Below are 19012 nucleotides of genomic sequence, written 5' to 3' on the forward strand. Positions count from 1 at the left end.
TTATTTACAGAAATTTGCCGTGTAAAAAAAGCGAATTATGATTTATGTTTTTAAAACATCTGTTGATACAAAATCGAAATTAAAATTAGCCTCCGAATTGCTTAACGAATTATTGGCCGATGCTCAATGGAATTTTGACCTTGAGGACTGCGATAACATTCTAAGAATTGACAGTGAAACCGAAATAACAGAATTAGTTCTGAAAAATACGGTTTTCGACTGTATCGAATTAGAATAAAATTTAAGTACCACAATCATTTTCAATCCCAGCCTTTATTTATGGAAGCCGCACTGCATCAAAACAAAACCTTTGACACTGTTGATTATTCGGATCAAAAACTATCCGATAACGAATTTATTAATTGTGAGTTTATCAATTGCAACTTTTCGAAAAGTGACTTCAGTTCTATTGATTTTTTAGACTGTACTTTTAAAAACTGCAATCTTTCACTGGCGGTGCTTAAGAATACCGGACTGAAAAATATAAATTTTATCGGCTGTAAGTTAATGGGACTGGACTTTAGCGCCAGTAACAGTTTTTTGTTTTCAATGAATTTCCAGGATTGCATGCTTGATTATTCAACTTTCATTTATAAAAAATTAAAGAAAACCTATTTTACAGATTGCTCCCTTAAAGAGGTTGATTTCTCCAATACTGATTTATCGATGGCCATTTTTAAAAATTGCGATCTTTCGAATGCTACTTTTGTAGATTGTATTTTAGAAAAAACTGATTTCCGAACGTCCAGGAATTATGCTTTTGACCCCTCCGAAAATAAAATTAAAAGAATGAAAGTGTCTCATACTGCACTCGCCGGTTTACTGCAGAAGTTTGATTTGGAAATTGAATAAGTTTTCAGTCTCAGTCTCAGTTTACAGTCGCTACAGAAACTGAGACTGAGACTGTAAACTGAGACTGTAAACTGAGACCGAGACTGAGACCGAGACTAAAAAACTGAGCATTTAATCAATTAGCAATTCAAATCAATGCCTTCATAAAATAAAAATCAGACATTGGATTGAAAATTTAACATTTTATCAATATTCGACTTAGCCGATAGATTTGATTATAAAATAAATATCGCTTACATTTGCACCAAAATTGAGAGGAACCTTTTTTCTTCTTTAGCTTTCAATGGATTGCAAATAACAAAATATGATAGAATTAAAGAATATTACAAAAACCTTTTATAAAACAGGCCGGGAAATTAATGCGTTGCAGGATGTTTCACTTCATGTACCTCCCGGAAAAATTTTCGGTGTTATCGGTACTTCCGGAGCCGGAAAAAGCACTTTGATACGCTGCATTAATTTACTTGAAAAACCAACTTCGGGTGAGGTAATCGTGGACGGAAAATCATTGCTGCTCTTAAGCAACTCCCAACTGGCGCAGGAAAGAAGACAAATCGGAATGATTTTTCAGCATTTTAACCTTTTATCCTCCAGAACTGTTTTTGAGAATGTCGCGTTTTCCTTAGAATTAGCCGGTGTTTCCAAAAGCATCATTAAAGAACGTGTACAGGAACTATTAGAACTTGTCGGACTAACTGAAAAAGTCAATGATTATCCTGCCAGTCTCTCCGGCGGTCAAAAACAGCGTGTCGCTATTGCAAGAACTTTAGCCAATAATCCAAAAGTACTTTTGTGTGACGAAGCGACCAGCGCACTGGATCCCGGAACTACAAGGTCAATTTTAAATCTGTTAAAAGACATCAACAAACGTCTTAATATCACAATACTGCTAATCACCCATCAAATGGAGGTCGTTAAGGCAATTTGTGACGAAGTTGCCGTCATAAGCAACGGAAAACTAATCGAACAGGGAACTGTAGGCGAAATATTCGCCAATCCGCAACATGAATTAACGCGTGAATTTATCGCCTCTTCTTTACACATTGACATTCCGGATGTATATCAGGAACGTCTGGAAGCAGTTTACAAAGAAGGCTTGCATCCTTTATTGCGTTTAGAACTGAACGGCAATTCGGTAAACGAGCCTATTCTCACTCAGGCTGCCATTCAGTTTGGTGTGAACGCCAATATTATAACGGCACAGACCGCATACGCAGGTGAAACCAATTTTGGAATCCTGATCGTCGAATTGTCCGGTAATGAAATACAGCAAAAAGAAGCAATTCAATTTTTTAAAGAAAAACACGTAAAAACAGAAATATTAGGCTATGTCTGAATCCATTATAACATTACTAGTACAAGGAACATTAGAAACAATTGTAATGACATTCCTGGCCGGATTCTTCGGTTTTTTATTAGGACTTCCATCGGGAATTTTATTATTCCTTACCCGCAAAGGTCAGATTTTAGAGCACGTGGTATTCAACCGCGTTCTATCGGTAATCGTAAACATTTTCAGATCGATTCCTTTTATCATTTTAATTGTATGGATGATTCCTTTCACCAGAACTTTGGTAGGAACTTCTATTGGTGTTAGTGCTGCACTAGTACCCTTAAGCATTGGGGCAGCTCCTTTTATTGCAAGACTGGTAGAAAACAGTTTGCTGAGCCTTCCTTCTGGACTCATTGAAGCGGCAAGAGCTCTGGGCGCAACCCCTTTTCAAATTGTATACAAAGTACTATTGCCGGAAGCACTTCCCTCGCTCATCAATGCTGCTTCAATTACCCTGATCACACTTGTCGGCTATTCAGCAATGGGTGGTGCTGTAGGTGCCGGCGGACTTGGACAAATAGGATATCAATACGGTTATATTGGGTACGATGCAGCAATTATGAATACTGTTCTGATTTTACTGGTCGCCCTTGTATTTATTATTCAATTTGCAGGCGACAAACTTTCTAAATATTTTGATCACAGATAAAACTCAGCTTTAATTTTAAAATAAAAACATGAATACAAAAAATAAATTTTCGATACTGGCGGGAATCCTATTAGCCACTCTTTTGCTGTCAAATTGCGGAAAGGACAAAAAAAACGATCCGAATTTCATAAAGGTCGGAGTTGCTGCGGGACCCGAATTTACGGTAGCTCAGGAAGCTCAAAAAGTAGCCAAAGAAAAATATGGCCTGGAAGTGGAGTTAATTACCTTCAATGATTATGTAGTTCCAAACGAAGCCTTAAACCAAGGCGATATTGACGCTAATGCTTTCCAGCACAAACCTTACCTTGACGCACAGTCAAAACAAAGAGGATACAAACTGGCGATTATCGGCAAGACTTTCATTTATCCGATTGCTGCTTATTCCAGAAAAATAAAAACGCTGGCCGAATTAAAACCGGAAAGTACCATTGTAATTCCAAATGACCCCACCAATGGAGGGCGTTCCTTATTACTGCTTCAAAAAAATGGTATTTTAAAACTGAGAGATAACGTAGGCCTTTTACCAAAAGTAACCGACATCACGGAAAACCCTAAGAATTTAAAAATATTAGAACTGGAAGCGCCACAGATTCCAAGAACCTTAGACGATCAAAATGTAACGATTGCCATTATCAACAACACGTTCTCCTCACAAGCAGGGCTGGTACCGTCCAGAGATGCTTTATTTGTTGAAGATAAAGATTCTCCGTATGTGAATTTGGTAGTTTCAAGGGAAGACAATAAAAAAGACCCAAGGATTTTAAAATTTCTAAAAGCATTTCAATCTGACGAAGTAGCAAAAGTGGCCGAAAAAGAATTCAAAGGCGGTGCAGTAAAAGGCTGGTAGTAGCTTATTTATTTAGAAGATAATATAAAGAAGGGTGACAATATAGTAATTGTCACCCTTCTTTTATGTTAGATAATAAATTCTAAACTTCTGTATTGAAAAGAAAATTAAACCGCTTCTGCTTCCTGAAGTTCTACGGCACTACTTCTTCTTTGTATCAGCACAATAGTAATAACCATCCCGATAATTGACATTCCCACACCAATAAGGTTCGGAGAAGCATAACTGTAGCCTGCTATAAGCGGCAAACCGCCAAGGAAAGCACCTAATGCATTTCCGATATTAAAACTTCCCTGCAGGGAAGCCGAAGCAATCATTTCTGCATCTTTCGCAGTACGAATCATCAGCATTTGAATAGGTGCAATAACAGAGAATGAAATGGCTCCGGTTAAAAACGTAAAGAACAAGGAAGCATATTGATTGTAGGAGAAAAAGTAAACTAAAATCAAATCGATGGACATCACAAAAAGCAATGCTAATGTAGTGGGTGCCGGAGAAAACTTATCCGCCAGTTTACCACCGAGAAAATTCCCTACCACCATTCCGAAACCGGCCAGAATTAAAATATACGAAACATCTTCCGGAGAAAACTTAGAGACATTGATCAAAAGCGGTGCGATATAACTGATCCAGGCAAACAATCCGCCAAAACCAATTGCCGTGATTCCGATAATAAGCCACGCATCGATTTGCTGGAAAAATTTTAATTGTGTCCTCATATTTACATTTTGATTTCGTTCCAGATTTGGCATCCATAAATAGATAAACAAAAAGGTAAGCATTCCCACAACAGCAATCAGTATAAAAGTATAACGCCAGATAAAATGGTGCCCGATATAGGTTCCAATGGGCACACCGATCAGATTCGCCAGTGTTAAACCTGAAAACATGATCGCAATCGCCTGCGCTTCTTTTCCTTTATCCGCCAAACGGCTTGCCACCACCGCTCCTACTCCAAAGAAAGCCCCGTGCGGCAGTCCGGAAAGAAATCTGGAAGCGAATAAAAAATTATAGTTAGGCGCAATAATAGATAACGCATTAAAAACCGTTAACATCAAAGCTAAAATTAAAAGCATTTTTTTAGGAGCAAAATTTCTGCCCAGAATTACTAATAAAGGTGCTCCAATTACCACTCCAAGTGCATAAGCCGAAATTAAATATCCGGCAACAGGAATCGTAACTTTCATATCTGAAGCAATATCAGGCAACAGGCCCATCATAACAAATTCGGTAATTCCGATAGTTAGACCACCCAATGACAGTGCAATAAGACTTTTTTTCATTTGTTTTTTACAAGAAAGGAATAGATTTTCTATGACGCAAATTTACGTCAGCTTTGAAAGGAAATAGTTGTATATTTGCGATATAAACTTGTACATTTAAGTTATGCCGAAATTAAATCAATTTGAAACGCTTTTAATAGATGAATTTGAAGACGAGAAATTTCACCTTCCGCCGCATACACATACTTATTATGAAATCATCTATATAAAGAAGGGCAACGGAATTCATCACTTAAACAACAACCTCCTGCCTTATAAAGCGGGTGATTTATTTGTGATTTCACCGGATGACGAACATTATTTTGACATCAGGAAAAGCACGCGTTTTTTCTATATTAAGTTCACGGATAATTATTTCAATTCGAAACAAAATCTTACCTGTGATGAATTTTTAGTCCACACACCCGAAAGTTTCATGCGCGATAAAACGCTAAAAGAAACGGTTTTAAAATTTGATGACCCTTGCAAAACGATTTTACGAAATACAATTGAAAACATCTCCGCTTACAATTGCAAGACCGATGTTTCGAATTCACCCATTGTATTTTATCAGATCCTTTCCATTTTTGGATTAATTAAAGAAACCATGCGCGGACTGAATCTTGTGGTGAAAGGAAATTCTATCGACAATGAACAGATTACTTCTTACATTCATCAGAATATTTATCAGCCCAAACTGGTGCAGATAAAAGTAATTGCAGCCCATTTTAATATTGCCCAAACCTATTTCAGCGCTTATTTCAAAAGAACTTTTTCGATCAGCTACCGTGATTACATTCATAATCTCAGAACAACCCTGATCGAAAAACGTTTTCAGAACAATCAATTGCCGGTGAAACAGATTGCCTATGAATTCGGTTTTACCGATGAAAGCCATTTGTCCAATTATTTTAAGAAAAGGAAGAATATGAAACCTACCGATTTTAAGAAGCTTTAGTTATTGAAATCTTAAAAAAGCGCCCACCTGAATATTTTTATTTAAATTTGTCCTAATAAAATAAATTTTCGTTGACTAAAAAAGCCTTCATATTATTTCTCATACTCACCATTGGTTTCTTCCTGATTCCGGTTTCCGGTGTTGCATGTGAAAATCACACAGGCAAAAACGCTTTCAAAAAAGAAATTAGCACTAACAAAAAAGGAAAAGACTGCTGTAAAAAAGACTGTTGCAGTAAAACCGCTTCTCCAAAAAAAGAAAAGCACGACTGCGACGGAAAATGCAATCATACCAACTGTACCACCTCTTCTTTACAGTTTAGCATTCCGGCTTTAAATGATTTTGATTTTCAAAATATGCTTTTCAATTTTTCAATGGAAAAGTCTGTTTCCTATTACAATGAAACCAATATCTCTGATGGCTTCACTTCAATCTGGCTGCCTCCTAAAATAAAATAATTCTATTTGTGACAGCCATAATTGGGCTTTTTCAGCACCTTTTACAGGCAAAAAATACAGGCAAAGACATTAGCTTCCTGCTTGTTTACCTTTGTTATTCTTAGGAACAGTAATATTGAATAAAAACTAATTTAAAGGAAACTTAAAAAAATCCTTTTTTCAAAAACATACAAAAATGAAAAATGCAATAACAGCTGTACTGGCAGCAATTACAATAGTATTATCCGTAAATACAATTTCAGCGAAAGAACTAAAAGCACAAATCACAACAGAAGAAGTTCAGGACTCCAAACTGAAACCTGTTTTTGATGAGTATTTCGCAATGAAAGACGCGCTAATCAAAAGTGACGCAAAAACCACTTCGGCAAAAGCCAAAGACCTTTTAACTGCAATCGGTGCGGTAAAAATGGATCAGTTAAAAACCGCAGAGCACGGTGTCTGGATGAAAGTTATGAAAAAAATCACCGCTGATGCTAAAGCAATTTCATCAAATCAGGATCTGAAAAAACAACGTGAAACTTTTAAATCCTTATCTAAAAGTACTTACGAACTGATCAAAGCTTCCAATCCCGCAGAAACTGTTTACTATCAATATTGCCCAATGGCAGATGCAAACTGGTTAAGCAAAGAAAAAGCAGTTAAAAATCCATATTACGGTGCTTCAATGCTTACCTGTGGAAATGTGGTAGAAACCATCAAATAAATTATGACGCTCTATATCAAGAACATGGTATGCAGCAGATGTAAAATGGTAGTGAAGTCTGAGTTTGAAAAACTCGGACTTCACACTATTTCTGTTGAACTGGGTGAAGTGGAATTACAAGAGGAACTTACAGAAAATCAGAAAAGAGATTTACTTCAAAACCTTCATTCTTTGGGCTTTGACCTGCTTGATGACAAAAAAAGCAAGACAATAGAGAAAATCAAAACTATTATTATCGATTTAGTTCATCATAAAAACAATGAACTGAGAATCAATTTGTCTGATTACTTAGTAGAAAATCTCCATCAGGATTACAGCACATTGAGCAATCTTTTCTCGGAAACAGAAAATACTACTATTGAAAAATATTTCATCAGTCAGAAAATAGAAAAGGTAAAAGAATTACTGATTTACAATGAACTTTCGTTAAGCGAAATTGCTGATATTTTAAACTACAGTAATGTGGCACACCTGAGCAATCAGTTCAAGAAAATTACCGGTTTTACACCTACTTATTTTAAACAGCTGAAAAACAAAAAGCGCATTCAGATTGAGAATTTGTAATTTTTTTTACCGCAAAGAAGGCAATCCCGATAGCTATCGGGATATGCAAAGAGCACGAAGCCTTGCGAACGTTGCGTTTTCCTAAAACCCGGCAGATACAAAACTTTGCGCCCCTTGCGGTTAATTTTTTTTTATAAATATTACAAATCATTCTCAAAATTATACAACACGAAGCCACTATTGCTTCGGAAATTTGCATTGTACTATTTAAAGATAAAAACAATGACACATACCTATCAGATTACCGGAATGACCTGCACCAGCTGCGAGGATAAAGTAAAAAAAGCACTTCAATCCGCAGCGCATGTAACCGAAGTGGAAGTTTCGAAAGATAAAAACAGCGCAACCGTAACGATGAGCCAACATGTTGGCCTCAATGAATTGCAAAATGTCCTCGACAGTAAATATAAGATTTCAGCAATCCACCATAATGAAATTGCCGAAGAAACAAAATCCTGGCTGGAGACCTACAAACCAATTGTACTGATATTCTTTTACATCAGTCTGGTTACAGGATTGATTCAGCTTACCAATTCTGAGTTTGATTTTATGCAGGCCATGCGCCATTTTATGGCCGGATTCTTTTTGGTTTTTTCATTTTTCAAAATGCTGAACTTAAAAGGTTTTGCAGAAAGTTATCAGATGTACGATGTGCTGGCGAAAAAAATCCCGGCCTGGGGATATGTATATGCTTTTCTCGAACTCGGTTTAGGGATTTCGTATGTAATCAATTTTAATCCGTTCTTAACCAATGCACTGACATTTATTATCATGAGTATCAGCATCATTGGTGTACTGCAATCTGTCCTGAACAAAAAGAAAATTCAGTGCGCCTGTCTGGGAGCTGTTTTTAATTTACCAATGAGCACCGTAACTATTATAGAAGATGGTTTAATGATCATCATGAGCTTAATAATGCTAACAACACTACTATAAATGAATCATAAAAAAATATTTTTCACCTCACTACTCCTCCTTTTTAGCATACAAATCATGCTGTCGCAAAAGGTGGTCCGTTATGACTTATACGTAAGGGACACAATTGTCAATTTTTCGGGAAAGGAAAAACATGCTTTTGCCGTAAACGGACAAATTCCGATGCCGACGCTCACTTTTACAGAAGGTGACGTTGCAGAAATTTACGTCCATAACGAATTAAAAGAAAATACTTCGCTGCACTGGCACGGTTTATTTTTACCGAATAAGGAAGACGGTGTTCCGTATCTGACCCAAATGCCGATTGCTCCCAAGACCACACATAAATACAGCTTTCCCATTATTCAAAACGGAACCTACTGGTACCACAGCCATTCCGGACTTCAGGAACAGGTAGGCTTGTACGGCCTTTTCATCATCAATAAAAAGAAGGACGACCCCACTTTCAGGAAAGGCATTGATGATTTGCCAACCGTTCCTGTTATTTTAAGTGAATGGACCGACTTAAAACCGGAAAACGTTCAGCGAATGCTTCATAATGCCAACGATTGGTTTGCGATCAAAAAAGGAACCACTCAAAGTTATGCCGAAGCCCTGAAACAAGGCCATTTTTCAACCAAGATTACCAACGAATGGAAACGAATGAATGCCATGGATGTCAGCGACGTCTATTATGAGAAGTTTTTAATCAACGGGAAAAACCAGGACCAGCTTTCGCAATTTAAGCCCGGAGAAAAAGTCAGGCTCAGAATTGCAAACGGCGGTGCTTCCAGTTATTTCTGGCTCACGTACGGAGGCGGAAAGATAACCGTCGTAGCCAGTGACGGTAACGATGTTGACCCTGTAGAAGTGGATCGCCTCATTATTGCAGTTTCTGAAACTTATGATATTATCGTCACCATTCCGGAAGATAAAAAATTCTTTGCTTTTCTGGCTACAGCCGAAGACAGAACGGGATCAGCTTCTTTATTTCTGGGAGACGGAATTAAACAGCCTCTCGTACCTCTTTCGAAATTAAAATATTTTGAAGGAATGAAAATGATGAACGGCATGATGAAAATGAACGGCGAAATGAATGACATGGGCATGCAAATGTCCCTGAATAAAATGGATATGAATGCCGTCATGTATCCTGAAATCACCGGTGAAGATGAAAATTCAAAACCGATGAACCATTCCGAACATGCAGAAGGCATGCAAATGGATACTGACAGCACTGAAACCGCCGACATAGTCACCTTAAATTATGCAATGCTGAAATCGACGGTCAAAACTACGCTTCCAAAAGACGCTCCCGTTAAGGAATTGCGTTTTGAATTGTCGGGAAATATGAATCGCTACGTTTGGAGTTTAGATAATAAAGTCATTTCTGAAACCGATAAAATCTTAATAAGGAAAGGAGAAAATGTGCGCATTGTCCTGTACAACGGCTCTATGATGCGACACCCCATGCATTTACACGGACACGATTTCAGAATCCTGAATGATCAGGGCGATTACGCACCGCTGAAAAATGTAATTGATATTATGCCGATGGAAACCGATACCATCGAATTTCAGGCGAATGCAGATGGCGACTGGTTTTTTCACTGCCATATTTTGTACCATATGATGGCAGGAATGGGGCGTATTTTCAGTTATGAAAACTCAGCACCGAATCCGCTGATTCATGATCCTAAAATGGCTTATAAAATGCTAAAAATGGACGACAGAATGTTCCATTTCATGGGAGAAAATGATTTTGCTACTAATGGAAATGACGGTGAAGCCATGTTCAGCAATACACGCTGGAGCATAGGAACAGAATGGAGACTGGGCTACAATAATAGTCATGGTTATGAAACGGAAACCCACATTGGTCGTTACATTGGCAAAAATCAATGGCTCATGCCTTTTATCGGTTTTGACTGGCGCTACCGAAAAATGGGAATGGATGAACAGGAACAAAATCTTTTCGGGCAGTCTAATACCAAAGACAATCGTTCTGTTTTTAGTGCCGGTCTTGAATATACTCTCCCTATGCTTATAAAAGCCCAGGTAGAAGTTTATACCGATGGAAATGTACGTTTTCAGCTGGAACGAAAAGACATTCCGCTTTCAAGACGTTTACGCATGAACCTCATGTGGAATACCGATAAAGAATATATGGCGGGTCTGAAATATATCGTAGCCAGAAACTTTGGAGTTACTACACATTATGACAGCGATATGGGAGTTGGATTCGGAGTGAATCTGAATTACTAACTACATTCTTACTTATTTTAATTTTATAAAAAAAAACATCAGTTCCTGCCTCTTAAGAACTGATGTTTTTTATTGAAATGAAATAGTATTAAAGCTTAACTACAATTTTACCCACCGTTCTTCCGGTCTCTAATTGCAAATGTGCTTTGTCCATTTCATCAAATGAAAATACCTGCGACACATGCGATTTGATGATTCCTTTTTGCATAAGATCGGCAACAGCTTTCATATCTGTGCCTGAAGATGCAACCAGAATAGCAAACAGATCCACATTTTTGCTTTTGGCCTTTTCTGCATATTCCGGAGCAATGGCACCTAAGATGTAAATTATTTTTCCGCCCGGTTTTACAACATCAACCGAACGATTGTTGATTTCATCTGAAATCGAATTTAACACCAGATCCACATCTGAAACTTCTTTTTCAAAATCGGTTTTTGTATAATCAATATGCTGATCCGCTCCGTTTTGCAAAACAAATTCTTTATTTTTTCCGGATGAAGTTCCGATGACATGCGCTTTGAAATGTTTGGCAATTTGTGTGGCATAATGCCCAACTCCGCCCGACGCTCCATGAATTAGTACGTTATCACCTTCTTTTATTTTTCCGTTAGTCACCAATGCCTGCCAGGCCGTAAGCAAGGCAAGTGTTCCTGCTGCCGCTTCTTCATGAGAAATATTCTCCGGTTTTAAAGCCAGATGCGAAGCCGGAACCGCTACATATTCTGCATATGCTTTTCCTTTTCCGGGAAAATTTACCATTCCGAATACTTCGTCATTTAATTTGAAATCTGTTACATTTTCCCCTGCTTCCACAATGGTTCCGGACAAATCCCAGCCCAGAATGGCCGGACGTTCGTCTTCAAAAAAACGTTTAATTCCCCCTTCCGAAGATCTTGTTTTGTAATCAACAGGATTGATACTCAACGCACTTACTTTTACCAAGACCTCATCAGCATTGATTTCCGGTTTCGGAATCTCAACATATTTAAAGTTGGATACACTCCCCGCTTCGTTTACTATAATTGCTTTCATCATAATTTGTTTTAAAATTAAAGTACAAAAGTATAATATCAGTATCTTTGCCACAAGTATGCACTTTTTTGTATGCTACACACCAAAAGTATACTATTATTGATTATCAATGCTTTAAAAATAAAAAAAAATGGGAAAAAATAAATATGACGAGAATTGTTCCGATGTAGTATGCTCCGTTGACTATGCTTTTAAGAGAATTGGCGGTAAGTATAAAGGAAGAATTTTGTGGAATCTGAGCAACAAAAACATCCTTCGATATGGCGAATTACGAAAAACACTTGTAGATGTCACTCCCAAAATGCTGACCCAGACTTTAAGGGAACTCGAAGATGATGAATTGGTCTCCCGAAAAGTATACCATGAAGTTCCGCCAAAAGTAGAATATTCACTCACAGATATTGGCATGGAACTGATTCCGTTTATCAATCATCTGAAAGAATGGGGCGATAAGCAGCGTGCGAAAGAGAAAATTTCGTCTTCGCTAAGAATAAGTAAATGATTCCTCTTTATGGAAATGAATTTAGAAAAGTATAACGATCTTTAGGAACTGGCATTGATTTTGAAATGAACAACACCAACAAAACCTTTCACATTCATGTACGGAATCAATCCCTTTTTATTACTTGTTTTGCCGCTGATTTTTCAAATTATATTTGGAAGAAAATTTAGGTATGAAACTATAAAATTATCTTTTTTTAAAGTAAGTATTATTAGCTTTCTCTCACAAATACTATTGTCCTGCCTGGCTTTTCAAATCCTTTCACACAATCTTAGGAGCAACTCAAATGGACAAATCCATTGCGGAATGCCGTTGTTAGGATTAATTTTAGTCGAATTTATTTTTATTATAATTTTAATCGTAACCATAGTAGCCCAATATTTTATCAGGAGACATTACAATCGCAATACCAAATAATACCTGAATATTTCGCATCTTAACTTAAAAATAAAAGCCTAATAAATGAAAAACAAAATTACTTTTCTAGTCCTGTTTACCATCCTTTCCGTAAAACTCATTGGCCAGAATACTGCCATTGTTCCCAAAAAAATAGATTTGAATAAAATTCCGAAAGAAATAAAATATACCGGAAAAGTCAAAAATGCAGTCTCCTGGAAAGACAAGCTTGGCGAGAATATTGTTGTATTAACCGAAACAGGCGAATTTACAACTAAAAACTCCGACAGTGAAGATTCGCGTGACGCGGCATTATATGCCTACCATTATATTTTATCGGGTAAAGATTCAAAATTAAACTGGAAAATTTATGATTTCATACATGATTGTCCGGTTGAAATAGAAGCCAACTTTGTAAAAAACACGTTCAATATTACCGATTTAAATAAAGATGGCGTAGCTGAAATCTGGGTGATGTACACCACGGTTTGTCATGGAGATGTTAGTCCTTCGACTATGAAAATAATAATGCACGAGGGAAATGAAAAATTTTCCATGCGCGGCGAAACCAAAGTTAAGGTAGATGAAAAACGCTACTTAGGCGGAAAATATACTTTTGACAAACCTTTTAACGATGGCCAAGCGGCATTCAGGGAATATGCCAAAAAGCTGTGGCAAAAGCACGTCAATAAAGTTTGGGAGTAGTTAATTGTCTGCACTTTTACAAAAACATTAACTATACGCTTATTCGCACGAATCCTAAATCGGACTATATTTGATGCATCAAAAACAGAATCATCAACATCCAAAAAACAAAGAAATGACAAAAGTAATTACCTTTATGACTGTGGCCCTATTCTCAATTGGCATAACAGCTCAGGAAACGAAACCGGCAGCAAAAAAAGAAAAGGCTAAAAAGGAATCCTGTTGTACCAAAACAGATGCGGCAAAAAAAGACAAAAAAGCTTGCTGTGTTAAAAAATAAGATGACATTTATGCAACAAAAAAGACCTCAAATAATTTGAGGTCTTTTTTTTATAGGTTCTTTTTGCCACGAATTTCACGAATTTGCACTAATTCAAAAATGCTTATGCATTTTGCGAAAAATAATTCGTGAAAATTCGTGAAATTCGTGGCAAAAAAACTATTTAATACGAACGCTCCACTCAAAATCCATTTCTGAAACCTGGATTCCTTTTTCGTCTGTTCCGATAGATTTCATCCAGAAGGTTTGCCCCTCACCTGTGGCTATCGTTTTTTCAATAGCTTCAGCAATTAAATGTCCGTCTTTACAAACGAATGTAATTCGACCAGTTGCTTTTTTAGTAAAGTTCCCTTTATTATTGGCGACCAGCATAGAGATTTTTTTTCCGCTTTCCTGAATTTGGGAAATTACCAAAGCACCCGTTGTTAATTCAGCAGCCATTGCCTGAACCGCGAAATACATTGAATTAAAAGGATTCTGATTGATCCAACGGTGTTTTACACTTACGACACAACTGTCTTTATCGATCGCTTTTACGCGAACACCGCAAATATAGGCCGATGGTAATTTGAATAATACAAATTTGTTGAGTTTGGAAACTGAAACTGCCATGTGATTTATTTTTTATGTAAAAATACAAAAAAACTATGCACGCACAATAAATTGTTTTTACTTTCCTGAAAGGGTAATAAAATCAAGCCTTCACACTGATTTTCAGTCTTTTTTATTTAGCAGGCATACTTTATATTTGTTAATATTTTGTTAATATTTGGTACTATGTAAAACAAGATACTGTCTTTTGACCATATATTTGCATAAGAAAATACTATATACTTTTAATCATGGAAACAACAACACCACTCATCATGGAAACAACATCAGAAAAGAACACTGCAACGTTCACACATTTAAGTACATTAAGCCAGTATATCATCCCTTTTGGAAATTATATTTTTCCGATTTTAATCTGGACGAGTTATAAAGACAAGTCAGAATTTGTAAATCACCATGGCAAACAGACCCTGAATTTTCAATTGAGTTTATTGCTTTACACTTTGGTTCTGGCTTTAATTGCGATTCCGATTTTTATCATCGTGTTTTTTCAAAACCTGCCAATGGAAGCTGTTTTTAACGACGAAGATTTCGTAATCAGAAATTTTCATTTTGACGGAAACATTGGATTAATCAGTATTGGGGCAACAGCTGTTTTACTTTTCGGATTGTTAAAAGTAATGGAATTCTTTTTAGTGATTTATGCTTCTATAAAAACATCAAACGGAGAATATTACAAATATCCGATGACGATTCCTTTTATAAAGTAATTGCTAAAGATTAAAAGTTATACGAAATACGAACTCATTCCAAAAGAATAAATTCGAAACAATCATCATCAATCAAAATCATCAATCAAAAGACGAATTGTTCAATCTAAAAAAAACAAAATGAAATTATGAACATTGAAAACACAAAAGCACAGATGCGCAAAGGTGTTCTTGAGTTTTGTATCCTATCTGTACTAAAAGAAAAAGATGCATACACATCAGAAATATTAGACACTTTAAAAAACGCCAAATTACTAGTTGTTGAGGGAACAGTTTACCCCCTTTTAACCAGACTGAAAAACGACGGTTTACTCAATTATCGCTGGGAAGAATCAACTTCAGGACCACCAAGAAAATATTATGGGTTAACCGAAATAGGACAAACATTTTTAAACGAACTTAGCGGAACCTGGACAGAATTGTCTGACGCCGTAAAACTAATCACCAATCAAAATCAATAATCATGAACAAAACAGTAAATATAAACTTAGGAGGTATGTCTTTTCACATTGATGAAGACGCATATTTGAAACTAACCCGTTATTTTGACGCTATAAAACGATCATTAAACAATTCTTCCGGTCAGGATGAAATTATTAAAGATATCGAAATGCGTTTTTCTGAATTACTGACGGAAAAACAAAAAAGCGAAAAACATGTTGTGGGACTGAAAGATATTGATGAGGTGATCGCTGTTATGGGACAACCTGAAGATTATATCATTGAAGACGAAGAAAAATCAGGTCAGTCTTTTAATGATTACGGAAACAGAAAACATAAAAAACTGTACCGTGACAAAGAAAAAGGAATGGTCGGCGGTGTTGCAACGGGTTTAGGACATTATTTTGGAGTTGACGCCGTATGGATAAAAATCATTTTCCTAATATTTGTTTTTGCAGGTTTCGGAACTGGAATTTTGGCTTATTTCGTACTATGGGTTGTAACTCCGGAAGCGGTTACAACCTCTGAAAAACTGGAAATGACCGGTGAGCCTGTAACCATTTCGAACATTGAAAGAAAAGTACGTGAGGAAATTGAGTCCTTGTCTGATAAATTTAAAAATGCAGATTATGATGCCATGGGAAACCACGTAAAGTCGGGAGCTGAGAGAATAAGTAGTTCATTTGGAGACTTTATCATGACGGTTTTTAAAATCTTCGCTAAATTTTTAGGAATAATATTAATCATGTCCGGAATCACTGTTCTGATCATGTTACTGATTGGGGTGTTTACCCTGGGAACTAATGTTTTTGTTGATTTTCCATGGCAAAACTTCGTGGAAGCCGGAAACTTCACAGACTATCCGATCTGGTCATTTGGTTTATTAATGTTCTTTGCCGTTGGAATTCCGTTTTTCTTTTTGACCCTTTTAGGTTTCAAATTGTTATCTCCAAACTTAAAATCTATCGGGAATATTACAAAATATACGTTGTTAGCCATTTGGATTATTGCGGTTGCAATCGCCATCAGCATCGGAATCAAACAGGCTACTGAAATCTCCTATGACAATAAAACCGTAGAGAAAAAAGCAATCAATATTAGTCCAAAAGATACTTTGTTCATCAAATTCAAATACAATGACTATTATGCAAAAGATTTGAATCACTACAGGGAATTTGAGTTCGTACAGGATTCGGCCAATCATCAGTTATTATATTCAAATGATGTTCGCCTGCATGTTTTACACACTGACGAAGCTGCCCCTTTTATTCAAATAGAGAAAAGCGCAAGAGGAAATTCATTTATCTCTGCCAAACAAAGAGCAGAAAAAATCAATTATAAGTTTCAAATTACAGGAAATCATTTAATTTTGGATAATTATTTTCTTACGGATGTAAAAAACAAGTTCAGAGGACAGGAAGTTGATGTGTTTTTATACCTTCCTGAAGGACAATTATTCAAACCTGATGCGTCATTACAAGATTATGATGACTCTGAGAATGATTTTTTCAACTTACACTTTAACGGCAATTACAATTATAAAGTTGAAGGTTCTAAAGTTAAATGTCTCAATTGCCCTGCTGATGAAAATGACAGCAATGACGGAGACTATGACTATGACTATGACAATGACGAAAACAACACTATTGACAACGATACGGTAAAAGAAGTTTCTATTAAAATTAATGGAAAAGAAGTTTTAAACGGAAAAAAAACCAAAGGAAAGCTAACCACTGACAAAAACGGAGTTATAATCAAAATTAACTAAGCCATGATAAAAATAATCATTCATATTACAAAATTCGTAGTTGCGACTATTACAGCACTATTGTTTGCCTCTTGTAACTTTAACGGTAACGCCATTGAAGGAAGCGGAAATGTTACTACCGAAAAAAGAATTGTTCAGGGAGATTTTACCAAAATATCAGTAAGCAACGCGATTGATTTAGTGATCGAACAGGCTGATGCTACTGAAATTGTTGTGGAAGCTGATGATAATTTACAAAAAGAAATCACTACTACAGTCGAGAACGGTACCTTGATTATTAAATGCAAATACAGTTCTTTCAGAGATATTACGAAGAAAAAAGTGACGGTAAAGATGCCTAAAATTGACAAAATAGAAGCTTCAAGTGCTTCTTCTGTCCTAAGCACAGGAATCATTGAAGGTGTAGATATAGATTTGGAAACTTCAAGCGCTGCGACCATGGATGTTAAGTTAGAATCTGATAATATTACGGTAGATACTGGAAGCGGAAGTTCGGTACATGTGGAAGGAAAAGCTTTAAAAATTTCTACTTCAGCCTCAAGCGGATCCACTATAAGTGCAAATAAATTATTCGCAAATGATGTTACAGCAGAAGCTTCAAGTGGAGGACATGTAAGTATTCATCCTATTGTAAGCCTGAAAGCAGAAGCGAGCAGCGGCGGAAGCATCAATTATGACAGTACGCCAAAAACAATTGAGAAAACTTCAAATTCAGGAGGAAGTATAAGTCAGGAGTAAATGATATTTATCTGTTAAATATAAAAAAATCATTCATCGAAAGTGGATGATTTTTTTATATTTGTGAAAATCAAATCAAGCATTAATGAAAAAAAACACCGCCCTACTCCTATTATTATTGATTACAACATTCACTTTTGCCCAAAAGCGCGAAAAAATAAAAGGATCTAAAATCGTTACCACCTCTATAAAGGAAGTTGGAGAATTTGATGGTATTGAAGCCGATGATAATCTGGAAGTTTATCTGGAAAGAGGAGAGAAAAACGAAATCAAAATCGAAGCTGACGACAATCTCCACGATATTATCGGAATGGATTTAAGAGATCGTACACTTCGTTTGTATACCTCAAAACAAAGTTCCATTTTTAAAAAACTGATTGTCCGCGTTACTTATACAAAATCACTTAAGAATGTAATTGCTAAAAACGAAGCGGCTATTTATGCCATTCAGGAAGTTCAGGTAGACGACATTACCTTTAACAGCTTTGATTACTCAAAATTGTTTTTAAATGTAAATTCGAAAAAATTCTCCCTGATTGCCGATGATAAATCAAAAACCGAATTAAACGTAAAAGCAGAAGATGCCAATTTACAATTAAGTAAAAATGCTTCCATCAAAACACTGGTTTCTGCCATAAAATTCAAATGTGATTTGTATCAGAAAGCAGCAGCCACTATTGAAGGTATTGCCGAAAAAGCCACTATTCGTTTAGACAACAATTCGGTTTTTACCGGAACAAAATTCACTTTGAAAGATTCCAATGTTACGGTTGAAAATTATGCGACAGCCAGTATTTTGGCAGAAACCACCATTTCGATAGCGGTTAGCGACAAAGCAGAACTTTCCCTTTTTGGAAGTCCAACGATACAACTTACCCGTTTTTCTGAAGAAGCGAAGCTGATTAAGAAGATTAAGTAAAAAGTTTCATGTTTCATGTTTCATGTTTCATGTTTCAAGTTTTATTTGTTTCAGATTATTGGAGCGTTAAAATAAAAAATCCCATTCACAGCTGCGAATGGG

The 19012-nt window shown here is 36.3% G+C and carries 22 protein-coding genes; 19 read left to right on the forward strand and 3 right to left on the reverse strand.

What is annotated here, in order from left to right; translation table 11 throughout:
* Positions 1 to 37 precede the first annotated feature (37 nt).
* From LPB89_RS14570 to metQ, 5 genes are all read left to right on the forward strand, one after another.
* Positions 38 to 238 carry a hypothetical protein gene (locus LPB89_RS14570; RefSeq protein WP_230702472.1) on the forward strand — a complete coding sequence of 67 codons (201 nt, stop codon included), beginning with the start codon at positions 38 to 40 and terminating at the stop codon, positions 236 to 238.
* 41 nt (positions 239 to 279) lie between these two features.
* Complete coding sequence (locus LPB89_RS14575; protein ID WP_230702473.1) at positions 280 to 852, forward strand: pentapeptide repeat-containing protein; 573 nt, start codon at positions 280 to 282, stop codon at positions 850 to 852.
* Between the two features lie 304 nt (positions 853 to 1156).
* Positions 1157 to 2188 (forward strand): methionine ABC transporter ATP-binding protein MetN, encoded by a 1032-nt coding sequence (metN, locus tag LPB89_RS14580; RefSeq protein ID WP_230702474.1) that lies wholly within the window; start codon positions 1157 to 1159, stop codon positions 2186 to 2188.
* Positions 2181 to 2834 (forward strand): methionine ABC transporter permease MetI, encoded by a 654-nt coding sequence (gene metI / locus LPB89_RS14585; RefSeq protein ID WP_230702475.1) that lies wholly within the window; start codon positions 2181 to 2183, stop codon positions 2832 to 2834. The genes metN and metI overlap by 8 nt, the downstream gene beginning before the upstream one ends.
* 28 nt (positions 2835 to 2862) lie before the next feature.
* The gene (gene metQ / locus LPB89_RS14590; RefSeq protein ID WP_230702476.1) at positions 2863 to 3681 is read left to right on the forward strand and encodes a methionine ABC transporter substrate-binding lipoprotein MetQ; all 819 of its coding nucleotides are present in this window, start codon (positions 2863 to 2865) and stop codon (positions 3679 to 3681) included.
* A gap of 107 nt (positions 3682 to 3788) precedes the next feature.
* Here the strand turns inward: metQ and LPB89_RS14595 are convergent, their stop codons facing one another.
* Positions 3789 to 4964: an MFS transporter gene (locus LPB89_RS14595; RefSeq protein ID WP_230702477.1), complete on the reverse strand. Its 1176-nt coding sequence runs from the start codon at positions 4962 to 4964 to the stop codon at positions 3789 to 3791.
* Positions 4965 to 5067: 103 nt separating this feature from the next.
* On the opposite strand from LPB89_RS14595, the gene LPB89_RS14600 reads away from it, so the two are divergent.
* The 6 genes from LPB89_RS14600 (at position 5068) to LPB89_RS14625 (ending at position 10806) form a co-directional block, all read left to right on the forward strand.
* A complete protein-coding gene (locus tag LPB89_RS14600) occupies positions 5068 to 5901 on the forward strand; it encodes an AraC family transcriptional regulator (protein WP_230702478.1) in 834 nt (277 codons plus the stop codon).
* A 71-nt stretch (positions 5902 to 5972) separates the two neighbouring features.
* Entirely contained in the window at positions 5973 to 6359 is a 387-nt protein-coding gene (locus tag LPB89_RS14605; protein ID WP_230702479.1) for a hypothetical protein, read from the forward strand.
* A 175-nt stretch (positions 6360 to 6534) separates the two neighbouring features.
* Positions 6535 to 7062, forward strand: a complete 528-nt coding sequence (locus tag LPB89_RS14610) for a DUF3347 domain-containing protein (protein ID WP_230702480.1) — start codon at positions 6535 to 6537, stop codon at positions 7060 to 7062.
* A 3-nt stretch (positions 7063 to 7065) separates the two neighbouring features.
* Positions 7066 to 7626 (forward strand): AraC family transcriptional regulator, encoded by a 561-nt coding sequence (locus LPB89_RS14615; RefSeq protein WP_230702481.1) that lies wholly within the window; start codon positions 7066 to 7068, stop codon positions 7624 to 7626.
* A gap of 222 nt (positions 7627 to 7848) precedes the next feature.
* Positions 7849 to 8562: a heavy-metal-associated domain-containing protein gene (locus LPB89_RS14620; protein WP_230702482.1), complete on the forward strand. Its 714-nt coding sequence runs from the start codon at positions 7849 to 7851 to the stop codon at positions 8560 to 8562.
* Positions 8563 to 10806, forward strand: a complete 2244-nt coding sequence (locus tag LPB89_RS14625) for a multicopper oxidase domain-containing protein (RefSeq protein ID WP_230702483.1) — start codon at positions 8563 to 8565, stop codon at positions 10804 to 10806. It begins immediately after the preceding gene.
* Between the two features lie 88 nt (positions 10807 to 10894).
* On the opposite strand, the gene LPB89_RS14630 is transcribed toward LPB89_RS14625, so the two are convergent.
* Positions 10895 to 11839 carry an NADP-dependent oxidoreductase gene (locus LPB89_RS14630; RefSeq protein WP_230702484.1) on the reverse strand — a complete coding sequence of 315 codons (945 nt, stop codon included), beginning with the start codon at positions 11837 to 11839 and terminating at the stop codon, positions 10895 to 10897.
* A gap of 130 nt (positions 11840 to 11969) precedes the next feature.
* Here LPB89_RS14630 and LPB89_RS14635 point away from each other — a divergent pair, with 130 nt between their 5' ends.
* From LPB89_RS14635 to LPB89_RS14645, 3 genes are all read left to right on the forward strand, one after another.
* Positions 11970 to 12341 (forward strand): helix-turn-helix domain-containing protein, encoded by a 372-nt coding sequence (locus tag LPB89_RS14635; protein ID WP_230702485.1) that lies wholly within the window; start codon positions 11970 to 11972, stop codon positions 12339 to 12341.
* Positions 12342 to 12803: 462 nt separating this feature from the next.
* Entirely contained in the window at positions 12804 to 13442 is a 639-nt protein-coding gene (locus LPB89_RS14640) for a M949_RS01915 family surface polysaccharide biosynthesis protein (protein WP_230702486.1), read from the forward strand.
* Between the two features lie 115 nt (positions 13443 to 13557).
* Complete coding sequence (locus LPB89_RS14645) at positions 13558 to 13722, forward strand: hypothetical protein (protein ID WP_230702487.1); 165 nt, start codon at positions 13558 to 13560, stop codon at positions 13720 to 13722.
* Positions 13723 to 13881: 159 nt separating this feature from the next.
* Here LPB89_RS14645 and LPB89_RS14650 read toward each other — a convergent pair whose 3' ends face one another.
* A complete protein-coding gene (locus LPB89_RS14650) occupies positions 13882 to 14334 on the reverse strand; it encodes a DUF4442 domain-containing protein (protein WP_230702488.1) in 453 nt (150 codons plus the stop codon).
* 230 nt (positions 14335 to 14564) lie between these two features.
* On the opposite strand from LPB89_RS14650, the gene LPB89_RS14655 reads away from it, so the two are divergent.
* The 5 genes from LPB89_RS14655 (at position 14565) to LPB89_RS14675 (ending at position 18910) form a co-directional block, all read left to right on the forward strand.
* A complete protein-coding gene (locus LPB89_RS14655; RefSeq protein WP_230702489.1) occupies positions 14565 to 15044 on the forward strand; it encodes a DUF4870 domain-containing protein in 480 nt (159 codons plus the stop codon).
* Positions 15045 to 15172: 128 nt separating this feature from the next.
* Positions 15173 to 15505, forward strand: a complete 333-nt coding sequence (locus LPB89_RS14660; RefSeq protein WP_017498072.1) for a PadR family transcriptional regulator — start codon at positions 15173 to 15175, stop codon at positions 15503 to 15505.
* Between the two features lie 2 nt (positions 15506 to 15507).
* Positions 15508 to 17253 carry a PspC domain-containing protein gene (locus LPB89_RS14665; RefSeq protein ID WP_230702490.1) on the forward strand — a complete coding sequence of 582 codons (1746 nt, stop codon included), beginning with the start codon at positions 15508 to 15510 and terminating at the stop codon, positions 17251 to 17253.
* A gap of 3 nt (positions 17254 to 17256) precedes the next feature.
* A complete protein-coding gene (locus tag LPB89_RS14670) occupies positions 17257 to 17991 on the forward strand; it encodes a head GIN domain-containing protein (protein ID WP_230702491.1) in 735 nt (244 codons plus the stop codon).
* A gap of 85 nt (positions 17992 to 18076) precedes the next feature.
* On the forward strand, positions 18077 to 18910 hold the full coding sequence (locus LPB89_RS14675) for a GIN domain-containing protein (RefSeq protein ID WP_230702492.1): 834 nt from the start codon (positions 18077 to 18079) through the stop codon (positions 18908 to 18910).
* The last annotated feature ends 102 nt before the right edge of the window (positions 18911 to 19012 follow it).

Origin of the sequence: Flavobacterium sp. ENC, from assembly GCF_020991415.1 — a bacterium.
Lineage (GTDB): Bacteria > Bacteroidota > Bacteroidia > Flavobacteriales > Flavobacteriaceae > Flavobacterium.